Here is a 13,465-nt window from a genome sequence, read left to right as displayed (position 1 = left end):
GAGGGCCCGTGACCACCACCACCCCGTTCACCAGCCGCGCCGGAACGACCCGCCGCCACGCGCTCGGCCTGGCACTCGCGGCCGGCACCGCGCTGCCGCTCGTCAGCACCGCCACCGCCCGGGCCGCCACCGGCCGAACCGGAAGCCGGGCCGCCACCCCGGCTCCGGTCTTCACCCTCCCCGGCCCCACCGGCCCGCACCCGGTCGGCACGGTCGAGCTGCACCTGGTGGACCCGGCCCGCCCCGACCCGGACACCGGCCGCCCCCGCGAGCTGATGGCGAGCGTCTGGTACCCCGCCCGCGGCGACGCGGGCCGGTACCCGCTCGCGCCCTGGATGCAGGCCGACGTGATGCGGGCGTTCCTCGACGGCATCGGCCTCCCGCCCGACCTGGCCGCCGCCCCGCTGACAGCCGGCCGCACCGGCGCCCCGGTGCACCGCACCGGCCGGGGCCTGCCCGTGGTCCTGTACTCGCACGGCGCGCACAGCCACCGCTCGGACCACACGATCATCGTGCAGGAGCTCGCCAGCCACGGCTACGCGGTGGTGACGGTGGATCACACCGGCGACGCGTTCACCCGCTTCCCCGACGGCCGGGTCCTCACCCCCCGGCGCCCCATGGGCCCGGCGGACTTCGCCGCGGACCTGCCCTTCGTCCTCGACCGCGTCGAGCGGCTGGCCGCCGGGCACAACCCCGACGCCGACGGCCGCCCCCTGCCCGACGGCCTGGCCGGGGCCCTGGACACCTCCCGGATCGGCTGCTTCGGCTGGTCCAAGGGCGGCACCGCCACCGCCCTGACCATGCTGGCCGACCGGCGGGTCAAGGCCGGGCTCAGCCTGGACGCGCCGATGAGCCCCACCGTCACCACCGACCTGAACCGGCCGTTCCTGATGATGACCGCCGTGTACACCCGCGCCCAGGACCCGGACGCGGCGGTGTTCTGGGACCACCTCAAGGGCTGGCGGCTCAACGTCCAGGCCGCGGGCGTGACCCACCACTCGTACGGCGACAACGAGATGCTCTTCCCCCAGGTGGCGAAGGCGACCGGCATGACCGACGAGCAGCTGAAGGCCGCGATCGGCACCCTCGACCCGGCCCGGGCCCTGAAGATCCAGCAGGCCTACCCGCTCGCCTTCTTCGACCAGCACCTGCTGGGCCGCCGCAGCCACCTGCTCGACGGCCCGTCCCGCGCCTTCCCCGAGGTGTCCTACCTGCCCTAGAGACCCCCGCCGCCCAGCACCAGGTGCCGCACCCCGCCCCACCGGGCGGGGTCGGTGCACCGCCGCCCGTCCAGGAGGACCCGCACCCCCGGCAGGTCCTCGGGCGCCAGCGAGCGGTACTCGGGGTGGTCGGCCTGCAGCACCGCCGCCACCACCGGCTCGCCCCGGTACGGCGGCAGCCCGAGCGCGGTCAGCTCCCCCTCGGAGTACAGCGGATCACTGACGTACGGCGCCGCCCCGGCCGCCCGCAGCGCCTCGACCAGCGGGAACACCCCGGAGTACGCGGTCTCCTTGACCCCGCCCCGGTACGCGGCGCCCAGCACCCGCACCCCCGCCCCGGCCAGGCTGCCGCCCAGCGCGCCGGCCAGCAGCCCGGCCGCGTAGGCGGGCACGGTCTCGTTGGCCTCCCGGGCGGCCCGGACCACGGTGGCCGCCGGGTCGTTCCACAGGTAGAGCCGGGGGTAGACCGGGATGCAGTGGCCGCCGACCGCGATGCCGGGGCGGTGCAGATGGCTGTAGGGCTGGGAGTTGCAGGCCTCGATCACCTCGGCGAAGTCCACCCCGCAGCGGTCGGCGTATCGGGCGAACTGGTTGACCAGCGCGATGTTGACGTCCCGGTAGGTGGTCTCGGCCAGCTTGGCGAACTCGGCGGCCTCCGCCGAGGCCAGCGGCCACACCCCGTTGCCGCGCGCCAGGTCCGGCCGCGGGTCGAAGTCGAGCACCGCCCGGTAGAACTCCACCCCCTGCCTGGTCGAGCGCGCGTCGATCCCGCCGACCAGCTTGGGGTAGCGCCGCAGATCCGCGAAGACCCGCCCGGTGCGCACCCGCTCGGGGCTGAAGACCAGCCCGAAGTCCCGCCCGGCGACCAGCCCCGAGCCGTGCTCCAGCCGCTGCGCCCAGCGGGTCCGGGTGGTGCCGACCGGCAGGGTGGTCTCGTAGGCGACCAGGGTGCCCCGGCGCAGCCCGGCGGCCACGGCGTCGGTGGCGGAGTCGAGCAGCGAGAAGTCGGGGGTGCCGTCGGCGCCGGTGACCAGCGGCACGACCAGTACGACGGCCTCGGCCCGGTCCACGGCGGCGGTGGTGTCGGCGGTCGCGGTCAGCCGCCCGTCGGCCACCACCTGCTTGAGCCGCTCCGCCAGCCCCTCCTCCCGGGGGAACGGCGGCCGCCCCTCGTTCACGGCCGCCACCACCTCGGGCGCGCGGTCGGCGCCCGTGACGTGGTGGCCCTTGGCGGCGAACTGCACCGCGAGCGGCAGACCGAGCTTGCCCAGCCCGACCACACAGATGTCCATATTTAGTTCCTTCGGTGCTCAGTACTTCAGACAGCGAACAGCCAGTCCGGCAGCCCCAGCCGGCGGTTGCGCAGCAGCGGGTACGGGAGCCGGCCCCCGGCGGGCTCCGGCACCCCGTGCGCCAGCTCGTACTGGATCAGCCCCTGCAGCGCGGCCAGGCGCCCCTGGGCGGCCAGCGCCAGGCGCAGCCGGTCGGGCACCGGCAGGGCGGCCAGCAGCTCGCGGTGCGCGTACGCCCGGACCAGGTGGCCCACCCCCGCGCAGACCCGCTGCTGCAGCGGCCGCTCCAGGGTGAGCAGAGGGGCCTGCAGCAGTTGGGGCAGCTCCCAGCCGAAGTGCCGGGCCCGGATGGCGTCGCGCTGGGGACCGGGTTCGGTGAGCCGCTCGACCACCTGCTGGACGGCGCCGATGCCGTGCAGCCGCTCCAGCGGGCGGGCCCGCTGGGTGACGTTGCCGCCGTCGGCGCGCCGGACCAGGTGGTAGTAGTCGTAGTCGGCGAGCACCGAGACCCGGCGGGCCCGCAGCAGCGCCTCCAGGGTGAACGGCTGGTCGGAGTGGACCGGCAGGTCCTCGCGGCGGTGCAGGCCGCGCAGCAGGGAGCGGCGGAAGAGCTTGGTGTCGGCCAGCGCCCAGGCCAGCCCCGAGTCGGTGAAGCCCACCTCGCGGGCCGTCCGGTCGAAGATCCCCTGCGGCACCAGCCGGCCGTTCTCGCCGACCTGCCGGGGCAGCACCACGTCGGATCCCCAGCCGTCGGCGGCGGCCACCAGGCGCTCCAGGGCCTGCGGGCCGAGCCAGTCGTCCGCGCCCAGGTAGAGCACGTACCGGCCGCGGGCGAGCCGGGTGCCGAGGTTGGTGGGGGCGGCCGGGCCGCCGGAGTTGGGCCGCCGGCGGAGGGTGAACAGGCCGGGGTGGCGGTCGGCGTAGCGGGCCAGCTCGGCGGGGCAGCCGTCGGTGGAGCCGTCGTCCACGGCGACGACCTCCATCCGGCCGGGCCCGATGGTCTGGCCGACCAGCGAGTCCAGGCAGGCCGTCAGGTACGGCATGGTGTTGTACACCGCGAGCACCACGCTGACGTCCGGCACCCGGCCGCCGTCCGTAGCGGTGCGGGCGGCGGGCAGGGCGGCGAGGCGGTTCGGTGTCACACGAAGTCAACTACGGTTGCCGCCACGGGGTTACGCGGGACAGGTGAGAGCCCCCGCGCGTCACCGGCCCTGCGTGTACAGCCGGGCGATCACGTCCTCGATGGCGGGCTCCTGCACCGAGAGGTCGGCCAGCGGGTACCCGGCCGCGACGGCGGCGACGATCGGCGCGGCGCTTGCCTCGGTGGGGAAGGCCAGCCACTGCCGGGGGCCCTCGACCTTGACCACCCGGGCGCCGGGCACCTCGATCGGCGGCCGGCTCTCGGCCAGGTCGACCACCAGGGTCCGCTCGCTCCCGCCCGCCGCGTGCAGGGCGTCCAGGCCGCCGTCGTGCACCAGCCGCCCGTGGTCGATCACCATCACCCGGCCGCACAGCTGCTCGATGTCGGTGAGGTCGTGGGTGGTGAGCAGCACGGTGGTACCGAGCTCGGTGTTGACCTGGCGCAGGAAGTCGCGGACCCGGCTCTTGCTGATCACGTCCAGGCCGATGGTGGGCTCGTCCAGGTAGAGCACCTGCGGGTCGTGCAGCAGGGCGGCGGCGAGGTCGCCGCGCATCCGCTGGCCGAGCGAGAGCTGGCGGACGGGCGTGTCGAGCAGGGCGCCGAGGTCGAGCAGGTCGACGCAGCGGGCCAGGTTGGCCCGGTAGCGGGCGTCGGGGATGCGGTAGATCCGGCGGGCCAGCTCGTAGGAGTCGCGCAGCGGCAGGTCCCACCAGAGGGTGGTGCGCTGGCCGAAGACCACGCCGATCCGGCGGGCCAGCGTGGTGCGCTCGCGGGCCGGGTCGGCGCCGGCCACCCGCAGCCGCCCGGCGGTGGGCACCAGGATGCCGGTGAGCATCTTGATGGTGGTGGACTTGCCGGCGCCGTTGGGGCCGATGTAGCCGACGCACTCGCCGGCCTCGACGGTGAAGCTGAGCCCGGCCACGGCCTGCACCTCGCGCCGCTCCCGGCGCAGCCGCCCGGCCTTGGCCCGGACGGTGAACGTCCGGCGGACGTCCTCGACCTCGATGAGTGCCACAGGGGTTCCTCTCCGGACGGGGTTCAGCTGCCGGTGCCCCGGTAGGCCCGCAGGCCGCGCCGCCAGGCCAGCCCGGCCACCGCGACGCACAGCGCGGCGGCCGCCGGGGAGGCGTACTGGAAGGCGGTGGGCAGGCCGAGCGGGTCGGGGTGGCCCAGCACGTGCAGGGCGGGCAGCCAGTTGACGAAGGCGAGCGGGACGCCGAAGACCACGCCGGCGACGAGCTCCTTGGCGAAGACGGTCGGCGGGTACTGCAGCAGGGTCGCGCCGCCGTAGGTGAAGGCGTTCTGCACCTCGCCGACCTGGCCCCACCAGAACTGCAGGGTGGCGAAGCTGACGAAAATCGCGGAGAAGATGACGCTGCCGCAGATCAGCAGCACCGGCACGAGCAGCACCTTGCTCGCCGTCCAGTGCACGTCCAGGGCGCTCAGCGACCAGCCGAGCACCAGTACGGCCTGGAGGGGCCGGGAGATCCGGCGCAGCGACAGGCGCTCGGCGCACAGCTGGGCGAGCGCCGGGGCCGGGCGGATCAGCACGGTGTCCAGGGTGCCGCTGCGGATCCGCTCGCCGAGCGCGTCGATGCTGCCGACCAGCAGGTTGGCCGTGCCGAGCGCGAAGGCGGAGGTGCTGTAGAGGAAGGCCAGCTCGGGCAGGCGCCAGCCGCCGAGCTCGGTGGTGTGCTGGAACATCAGCACGATGACCACGAAGTCCAGCGAGCTGACGGCGAGCGAGGAGAGCAGCAGCAGGACGAAGGAGGCCCGGTAGGCCAGCGAGGCCCGGGCCCACATCCCGGCGATCAGCCACCAGGAGCGGACGGCCCAGCCGATGCGGCCCAGCCCCGACCGGGAGGGCTTACCCACCCTGGACCACCACCTTCCGGGTGGCCAGCGCCTGCCCGGCCCGCCCGGCGGCCAGCAGTACGGCGGCCCAGCCGAGCTGGAAGCCGAGGCCGGTGAGCGCCGCGGTGCCGGTGCGGCGCCGCAGCAGGATGTCGGAGGGGATCTGGATCATCGCGGACCAGGGCAGCCTCGGGGCGATCTCGCCGAGCAGTCCGGGGAAGAGCGTGATCGGCAGCAGCATGCCGGAGAAGAACATCGACACCACCAGCATCAGCGCCCGCAGTCCCTCGCCGTCGTGCAGCCAGAAGCCGGCCAGCGAGACCAGGAAGCGCAGCCCGAAGCTGACCGTCACGGCGAGCAGCACGGCCAGCAGGAAGAGCGCCCAGACCGCCGGGTCGGCGGGCAGCTCGGTGTCGAAGAGCAGCAGTCCGATCAGGGTGGGCACCACGCCGCGGGCGAGCAGGTGGAAGCCGGCCCGGCCGAGGTCACCGGCCAGCCACCAGAGCTGGAAGTCGACCGGCCGGTAGAGGTCGACGGCGATGTCCCCGGTGCGGAAGCGCTCCTGCAGGTCGTCCTGGAAGCCGCCGCCCCAGACCGCCACGGTCACCAGCAGCGCCTGGCTGATCCAGATGTAGGTGACGGCCTGCCGGGCGTCGTAGCCGCCGAGCCCGGGCCGGGCGTGCCACAGCGCCAGGAAGGTGGAGGCGAGCACGCAGCCGAAGACCGAGTTGGTGAAGGCGCCCGCAAGCGTGGCGGCCCGGTAGGTGGAGTACCGCCGGAAGGCTCCGCCGACGACGGCGAGATAGAGCCGGGCCGAACCCACAAGCGTCTCCTTGTCGACAAATATCGGCACCGCCTGACCACAGACCGTCCGACCCTAGCGGCCGCCCGGCTGACGGAGCACCGGATTTTCGCCCCGACGGGCCGTCAGCACCCGTCCAATCCGGACGAAGTCACTCATAATCACCCCATGAGCCAGGAGCCCCCCGATCAGCCGCCCAGCCCGGCAGGCGCCCCCGACCTGGAGTCGGAGGACCGCGCCGAGGGCTCCCGCCGCGACCGGCGGCGGGCCAGGAAGGCGGCCCGCAAGGCCCGCCGCCGGGCGATGCCCTGGTGGCGCCGGGCGGTGCCGACCTGGCGGATGGTGGTCGGCGGCCTGCTCGGCCTGCTGCTGCTCGGCATCGCCGCCTTCGTGACGCTCTACCTCACCGTCTCGGTGCCCGACCCGAACGCGCACGCGGTGGCCCAGAGCAACGTCTACTACTACGCCGACGGCACCACCGAGCTGGCCCGCACCGGCTCGGTCAACCGCGAGGACGTGCCGATCGAGCAGATCCCGCTGGACACCCAGCACGCCGTGGTCTCGGCCGAGGACCGCAGCTTCTACCGCAACAAGGGCGTCGACCTGCGCGGCATGGTCCGCGCGGCCTGGAACAGCGCCACCGGCAAGGGCCTGCAGGGCGGCTCCACCATCACCCAGCAGTACGTGAAGAACTACTACCTGACCCAGGAGCAGACCTACACCCGCAAGATCAAGGAGTTCTTCATCTCGCTCAAGGTGGACCAGCAGGAGAGCAAGGACGACATCCTCGCGGGCTACCTCAACACCAGCTACTTCGGCCGCGGCGCGTACGGCATCCAGACCGCCGCGAACGCCTACTACGGCGTGGACGTCTCCCGCCTGACCCTCCCCCAGGGCGCCTACCTGGCCACCCTGCTGCAGGCCCCGAGCGCCTACGACGTCAAGAACACCAGCGCCGCCGGCCGGGCCAAGGCGATGGCCCGCTGGAACTACGTGCTCGACGGCATGGTCTCGCTCGGCTTCCTGGACGCCAGGGCCCGGGCCGCCGTCACCTTCCCCGAGCCGCTCGACCCGCAACCGGTCAAGGGCCTCAGCGGCCAGGCCGGCTACCTGGTGGACATCGCCGACAAGTACCTCGCCGCCGCCGGCATCCTGGACAACGCCACCCTCAGGTCCGGCGGCTGGAAGATCACCACCACCTTCGACAAGGCCAAGCAGGACGCCTTCGTGGCGGCCGTGAAGAGCGAGCTGACCTCCGAACTGGACACCGACGCCCGGCCGAAGACCGACACCGACGTCCGGGTCGCCGGCGCCTCCGTCGAGCCCGGCACCGGCCGGGTGGTGGCCGTCTACGGCGGGGCCGACTACGCCGCCCAGCCGTTCAACGACGCCACCCGCGAGGACAACCAGGTCGGCTCCACCTTCAAGCCGATCGACCTCGCGGCCGGCCTCGACGGGCGGCACACCACCCAGGACGGCCGGGTCATCACCACCCAGACCCTCTACGACGGCACCACCCGCCGCCCGGTGGTCGGCGGCCCGACCGCGTACGCGCCGCCCAACGAGGACGACGTCAGCTACGGCTCCATCACCCTGCGGTACGCGATGCAGAAGTCCGTCAACTCGGTCTACGCCCAGGAGGGCGTCGACGCGGGCCTGGACAACGTGCGCCGCACCGCCGTCAAGCTCGGCCTGCCGGACTCGATCGACGGCATGGCCGCCTCCAACACCTCGATGACGCTGGGCACCGCCACCCCCAGCGCCCTCGACCTGGCCTCGGTCTACGCCACCCTGGCGGGCCACGGGCAGCACCTGGCCCCCTGGTCGGTGCTCAAGCTGGAGAGGCCCGGCGCCGACGACGTGCCCGCGCTGCCCCAGCACCCGGCCACCGAGGCGATCGGGCGCAGTGCGGCCGACTCCGTCACCGACGTGCTCGAGGACGTGGTCACCAGCGGCACCGGCACCGCCGCGCTGCGGCTGAACCGCCCGGCGGCCGGCAAGACCGGCACCACCGACAGCAACCTCTCCGCCTGGTTCGCCGGGTACACCCCCGAACTCGCCACCGCCGTGGGCCTGTTCCGGGAGAACCCGAAGAGCCACGCCAAGGAGTCGCTGGCCGGCACCGCCGGGTACTCCCGGATCAACGGCGGCGCCTTCCCCACCGCGATCTGGACGGCCTACATGCGCGGCGCCCTCAAGGGCACCCCCACCCAGGACTTCGACCTCGCCCCCGGCAGCGGCACCACCGCCCCCAGCCCGACCCCCACCTTCACCACCAGCGCGAGCCCCACCACCACCCCGCCGCCCTCCCCCTTCGCCTCCCCCAGCCCCTCCGCCTCCCGCGCCCGCCCGAGCCGCACCCCCAGCCCGACCGATGCCTTCACCACCCCGGCGAGCAGCCCGCCGGTCGAGTCCCCCCACGTCGTCACCCCCACCCCGGCCCCCACACCCACCAACGGCCCCAGCTGACCACCGCCCAGCTGACATGGTCCCGACCACCCACCGCCAACTCCCCATGAGCCAGGCGCCAGGCGGCTAGCCTCGACCGGATGACGCGCCGCGTCGGCCGCCCGGCCGCCGGCGCCCGGAGCTACGGGGGCGGTAGGTGGGCACGCGGCTGGTCTTCGGTGTCCTGGGCCCCGTCCGGATCTGGACGGACGGCGGCGAGCTCGGCGTGTCCGCCGTCAAGCTGCGCAGCCTGCTGGCCGTGCTCGTGCTGCGCGCAGGTCACGCCGTACCGGTGGACGAGCTGTACGAAGTCGCCTGGGAGGGCAGCCCGCCCGCCCGGGCCCGGGCCGCCCTGCACACGGCGATGACCAGACTCCGGCAGAGCCTCGGCCCCACCGCCGCCCGCCGCCTGGTCAGCAGCCACCCCGGCTACCTGCTCGAGGCGCTGCCCGAGGAGACCGACAGCGGCCGCTTCCTGCGCGACTGCGAGCTCGGCCGCCAGGCCCTGCGCGGCACCCGCCGCGCCGAGGCCGCCGACCTGCTCCAGCAGGCCCTCGGGCTCTGGCGCGGCGGCTTCCTGGCCGACGTCCCCGGCCCGTACCTGCACGACCACTACGGCCGCCACCTCGCCGAGACCAGGCTGCAGGCCCTCGAGTGGCAGGGCGAGGCCGAACTGGCCCTCGGCCACCAGGAGAAGCTGCTGCCGGGCCTGCGCGCCCTCACCGCCGAGCACCCGCTGCGCGAACGCTTCCACGGCCAGCTGATGGTGGCGCTCTACCGCTCCGGCCGGACCGCCGAAGCCCTCGAGGCCTACCGCCGGTGCCGGACCGCGATCCGGCACGAGCTGGGCGTCGAGCCCAGCCCCCACCTGCGCGAACTGCACCAGCGCGTACTCGCCGAGGACCCGGCCCTCACCCAACCCCCCGCCGCCGTGACCACCACCCGGAGGGCCTTCCCAACCCCCGCCCAACTCCCGTACGACCTGGCCGACTTCACCGGCCGCGAGGAGCACGTCCAGCAGCTGCACGACGTGCTCGACCCCCGGTCCGGCGCCGCCATCGCGGTGATCGCCGGCCCCGGCGGGGTCGGCAAGACCAGCCTCGCCGTACACGTCGCCCACCGGGCCAGGTACGACTTCCCCGACGGCCAGCTCTACCTCGACCTGCGCGGCGTCAGCGCCGAACCGCTCACCCCGCTCGCCGTCGCCGCCCAGGTGATCCGCAGCCTCGGCCTCGCGCCCGGACAGGTCCCGACCGACGAGGCCGAATGCCTGGCCCTCTACCGCAGCCTGCTCGCCCAGCGCCGGGTGCTGCTCGTGCTCGACAACGCCCGTGACACCGCGCAGGTCCGCCCGCTGCTGCCCGGCGGCGCCGCCAGCGCCGTCCTGGTCACCAGCCGCAGCCGGCTCGCCGGACTGCCCGCCACCCACCGCATCGACCTCACCGTGCTCACCGGAGCCGGCGCCCGCGCCCTCTTCGGCCGGATCGTCGGCCTCGACCGGCTCGCCGCCGAACCCGCCGCCACCACCGCCGTACTGCGCGCCTGCGCCGGCCTCCCGCTCGCCCTGCGGGTGGCGGCCTCCCGGCTCACCGCCCACCCCAGCTGGACCATCACCACCCTCGCGACGCGGATCGGCGACCACCTGCGCCGCCTCGACGAACTCCAGCTCGACGACCTCGCCGTCCGCGCCAGCCTCGACCTCGGGTACGCGGGCCTGGCCGCCCCGCAGGCCCGCGCGCTGCGCCTGCTCGGCCTCTGGGACGGCACCGACCTCGCCCTCACGGCCGCCGCCGCCCTGCTCGGCGAACACCCGCGGGCCGCCGAACGCACCCTCGCCGTACTCACCGACGCCCACCTGCTCGAGGAGAGCGCCCCCGGCCGCTACCGCTTCCACGACCTGGTCCGCCTGTACGCCGCCGAACGGGCCCGCCAGGAGGAGCCGGCCGCCTCCCGGCAGGCCGCCCTGCACCGGCTCGCCTCCTGGTACCTGCACACCGGCGCCGCCGCCGCGACCGCCCTGCAGCCCACCCGCCGCCTGCCCGAAGCCCCGCCGCCCGCCCCCGGCGAGCCCGCCCCGCTGCCCTTCGCCGACCACGACGACGCCCTGGCCTGGTACGACACCGAGCGCGACAACCTGGCCACCGCCGTCCAGCACGCCGCCGAGGCCGGGCTGCACACCCTCTGCTGGCAACTGCCCGTCACCCTGCTCGGCTTCCACCAGCGCCGCCGCACCTGGACCCAGTGGCTGGCCACCTACGACCTGGGCCTGGCCGCCGCCCGCGCCCTCGGCGACCGCCCCGCCGAGGCCCGGGTGCTGAACGGCCTGGGCCTGGCCTACCGGGACGTGCACCGGCACGAGAAGGCCGTCTCCTGCTACGAACGCTCCCTGCTGATCTGCCGCGAGACCGGCAACCACGCCGGGGAGGGCTCCGCCCTCAACAACCTCGGCAACTCACTGCTGCGGCTCGGCCGGCACGAGGAGTCCCACCACTACTTCCGGCTCAACCTCGAGCTGGTGCGCACCCACGGCAACCCCGCCGAGGAGACCGCCGGGCTCAGCAACCTCGCCAACCTGCTGCAGGACCTCGGCCGGTACGAGGAGGCCGTCGAGCACCTCGAGCAGGCCCTGGCGATCAGCCAGGAGGCCGGCCTGCGGCACTACGAGGGCATCATCCTGTGCAACCTCGGCGACGTGTACAACGACATGCGCCAGCTGGTCACCGCCGAGGCCTGGCTGCGCGCGGCGCTGCCGCCCCTGCGGGAGGTCGGCGACCGGCACACCGAGGCCGTCGCCCTGGGCCACCTGGCCCGCAGCCTCACCTGCAGCGGACGCCACCAGCAGGCCAAGGCCCTGCTGCACGAGGCCCTGGCCATCTTCACCGAACTGGACGCCCCCGAGGCCGCCGAGATCCGCGCCCGCCTCGGCGAACACGCCCCCGCTCATCGCTGACGGGTCTCCCCCTGACGCGCCGTAAGTGATCGGTAAGCCAACGGTAAGCCCCCGCTGGCAGAGTCGTCACCAACACTTCGGGGTCCACCCCTCGGACTCCGGGGTGATCGGGGGGCGGCCCGTCTCCGGCGGCGGCCGGGCGCGGGCCGTGACCATCCCCACCGCCGCTCTGCGGCACGCCCCGGGGCCGCACGACCGGTCCCCCCGTTCACGGCCCCGGGGTGCTTCCCAGCTACAGGTACAGGCCGGTCGAGCCCTCGGCGTCGGTCAGCCGCTCGGCCGCCACCGCATGCAGGTCCCGCTCACGCAGCAGCACGTACGTCGCGCCGCGGACCTCGACCTCGAGCTTGTCCTCCGGGTCGTACAGCACCCGGTCCCCCGGCTCCACCGCACGCACGGACTGGCCCACGGCCACCGCCTCGGCCCACGCACACCGCTTGCTCAGCTCGGCGGTCGCGGGGATCAGGATCCCCCCGGTCGAGCGGCGCTCGCCCTCGCTGCCCTCGGTCTTCACCAGGACGCGGTCGTGCAACATCTTGATCGGCAGCTTCTCGCCGAGCCGGTCGTGGCGCGGCTGCTGCTGGCTCTGGTCGTCGGTACTCACGCCCCCGACGGTACCCGCCACGGGCTCGGTGCGTGACGCTGGGCCGGTCCGATGCGGAAGGGGCCGGTGACGCAGGTCCCGGCCCCTCCTCGTCCTGCAGCGCTCAGCCCTTGCGACGGCGGCGGCGGGCGGAGACCAGCAGCAGCACCCCGGTGCCCACCAGGGCGGCCGGCACGATCCGGTCCGGGCGCGGCTGCCCCTTCGCGTCGACGAACTGCGCCTTGACCTGCTCGACCGCGCCGCTCGCGGCGACGTACGCCCGGGCCGCCTGCTGCTCGACGGTGGCGCGCAGCTTGGCCTTGGTCTGGGCGGCCACCGTGCTCGGGTGGACACGGACGGCCAGCTCGTCCAGGGTCGCCGCCAGCTGCTCGCGGGTGCGGGCGATGTTCGCCTCGATCTCGGCGGTCGTACGCGCCTTCTCTGTCCCGGCCTTGCCCACGCGGGCCACCCCTTCACTGAATGTTGTCCTGTGCGACAGGAGTCAGTCTGTCAGCTACCCTCCGCGCCCGCGCGGCCCCACCCACCAACGGAGGTAAGTTGACGGTGGTACGACCACAGTCCACGCCCGAGGAGAGATCCACCGTGAGCGAGCGCCTCCAGACCGGGGACACCGCCCCCGCCTTCACCCTGCCCGACGCCGACGGCAAGCCGGTGTCGCTGGCCGACCACCTCGGCCGCAAGGTGATCGTCTACTTCTACCCGGCCGCCCTCACCCCCGGCTGCACCAAGCAGGCCTGCGACTTCACCGACAACCTGGAGGTCTTCGCCGGGGCCGGCTACGACGTCATCGGCATCTCCCCGGACCAGCCCGAGAAGCTCGGCAAGTTCCGCGAGAAGGAGGACCTCAAGGTCACCCTGGTCTCCGACCCGGACCACGCCGTCATGGACGCCTACGCCGCCTGGGGCGAGAAGATGAACTACGGCCGCACCTACCAGGGCGTGATCCGCTCCACCGTCATCGTCGACGAGCAGGGCAAGGTCGAGCACGCGCTGTACAACGTCAAGGCCACCGGCCACGTCGCCAAGCTGCTGCGCGACCTCAAGATCGACGCCTGAGCCCTGCCGGTCCTGGGAAATGCCGGTGCCCCCGGCCCGTCCGCCGGGGGCACCGGCCCCACAGTCCCGGCGCCCCTACGCCGGGATCCTGGTCGGCC

Annotated in this window: 11 protein-coding genes; 4 read left to right on the top strand and 7 right to left on the bottom strand. The window is 74.3% G+C overall.

Features of this window, described 5'->3' with window-relative positions; translation table 11 throughout:
- The first annotated feature begins 8 nt into the window (after positions 1–8).
- Positions 9–1,220 carry an alpha/beta hydrolase family protein gene (locus tag ABT095_RS05515; RefSeq protein ID WP_350527966.1) on the top strand — a complete coding sequence of 404 codons (1,212 nt, stop codon included), beginning with the start codon at positions 9–11 and terminating at the stop codon, positions 1,218–1,220.
- On the opposite strand, the gene ABT095_RS05510 is transcribed toward ABT095_RS05515, so the two are convergent.
- The 5 genes from ABT095_RS05510 to ABT095_RS05490 form a co-directional block, all read right to left on the bottom strand.
- Positions 1,217–2,512 carry a nucleotide sugar dehydrogenase gene (locus ABT095_RS05510; protein ID WP_350527965.1) on the bottom strand — a complete coding sequence of 432 codons (1,296 nt, stop codon included), beginning with the start codon at positions 2,510–2,512 and terminating at the stop codon, positions 1,217–1,219. The two genes, ABT095_RS05515 and ABT095_RS05510, sit on opposite strands and share 4 nt — an antisense overlap.
- A 26-nt stretch (positions 2,513–2,538) precedes the next feature.
- On the bottom strand, positions 2,539–3,654 hold the full coding sequence (locus ABT095_RS05505; RefSeq protein ID WP_350527964.1) for a glycosyltransferase family 2 protein: 1,116 nt from the start codon (positions 3,652–3,654) through the stop codon (positions 2,539–2,541).
- A 60-nt stretch (positions 3,655–3,714) separates the two neighbouring features.
- Positions 3,715–4,668: an ABC transporter ATP-binding protein gene (locus ABT095_RS05500; RefSeq protein WP_350527963.1), complete on the bottom strand. Its 954-nt coding sequence runs from the start codon at positions 4,666–4,668 to the stop codon at positions 3,715–3,717.
- A gap of 23 nt (positions 4,669–4,691) precedes the next feature.
- Positions 4,692–5,456 carry an ABC transporter permease gene (locus ABT095_RS05495; RefSeq protein WP_502884824.1) on the bottom strand — a complete coding sequence of 255 codons (765 nt, stop codon included), beginning with the start codon at positions 5,454–5,456 and terminating at the stop codon, positions 4,692–4,694.
- Between the two features lie 64 nt (positions 5,457–5,520).
- Positions 5,521–6,330 carry an ABC transporter permease gene (locus ABT095_RS05490; RefSeq protein WP_350527961.1) on the bottom strand — a complete coding sequence of 270 codons (810 nt, stop codon included), beginning with the start codon at positions 6,328–6,330 and terminating at the stop codon, positions 5,521–5,523.
- Positions 6,331–6,477: 147 nt separating this feature from the next.
- Between ABT095_RS05490 and ABT095_RS05485 the strand changes: the two genes are divergently transcribed.
- Positions 6,478–8,778, top strand: a complete 2,301-nt coding sequence (locus ABT095_RS05485; protein WP_350527960.1) for a transglycosylase domain-containing protein — start codon at positions 6,478–6,480, stop codon at positions 8,776–8,778.
- 136 nt (positions 8,779–8,914) lie between these two features.
- Positions 8,915–11,707, top strand: coding sequence for an AfsR/SARP family transcriptional regulator (locus ABT095_RS05480; protein WP_350527959.1), 2,793 nt, complete (start codon positions 8,915–8,917; stop codon positions 11,705–11,707).
- Between the two features lie 232 nt (positions 11,708–11,939).
- Here the strand turns inward: ABT095_RS05480 and ABT095_RS05475 are convergent, their stop codons facing one another.
- A complete protein-coding gene (locus ABT095_RS05475) occupies positions 11,940–12,242 on the bottom strand; it encodes a GroES family chaperonin (RefSeq protein ID WP_104820848.1) in 303 nt (100 codons plus the stop codon).
- 172 nt (positions 12,243–12,414) lie between these two features.
- Positions 12,415–12,759: a DUF3618 domain-containing protein gene (locus ABT095_RS05470; protein WP_350527958.1), complete on the bottom strand. Its 345-nt coding sequence runs from the start codon at positions 12,757–12,759 to the stop codon at positions 12,415–12,417.
- Positions 12,760–12,893: 134 nt separating this feature from the next.
- On the opposite strand from ABT095_RS05470, the gene bcp reads away from it, so the two are divergent.
- The gene (bcp, locus tag ABT095_RS05465; protein WP_350527957.1) at positions 12,894–13,367 is read left to right on the top strand and encodes a thioredoxin-dependent thiol peroxidase; all 474 of its coding nucleotides are present in this window, start codon (positions 12,894–12,896) and stop codon (positions 13,365–13,367) included.
- The last annotated feature ends 98 nt before the right edge of the window (positions 13,368–13,465 follow it).

The sequence above is a fragment of the Kitasatospora sp. NPDC002227 genome (assembly GCF_040296285.1).
In the GTDB taxonomy this organism is placed as follows: Bacteria; Actinomycetota; Actinomycetes; order Streptomycetales; family Streptomycetaceae; genus Kitasatospora.
The sequence above is the reverse complement of the archived record's forward strand: the minus strand, read 5'-3'. Positions and strand labels throughout refer to the sequence as shown.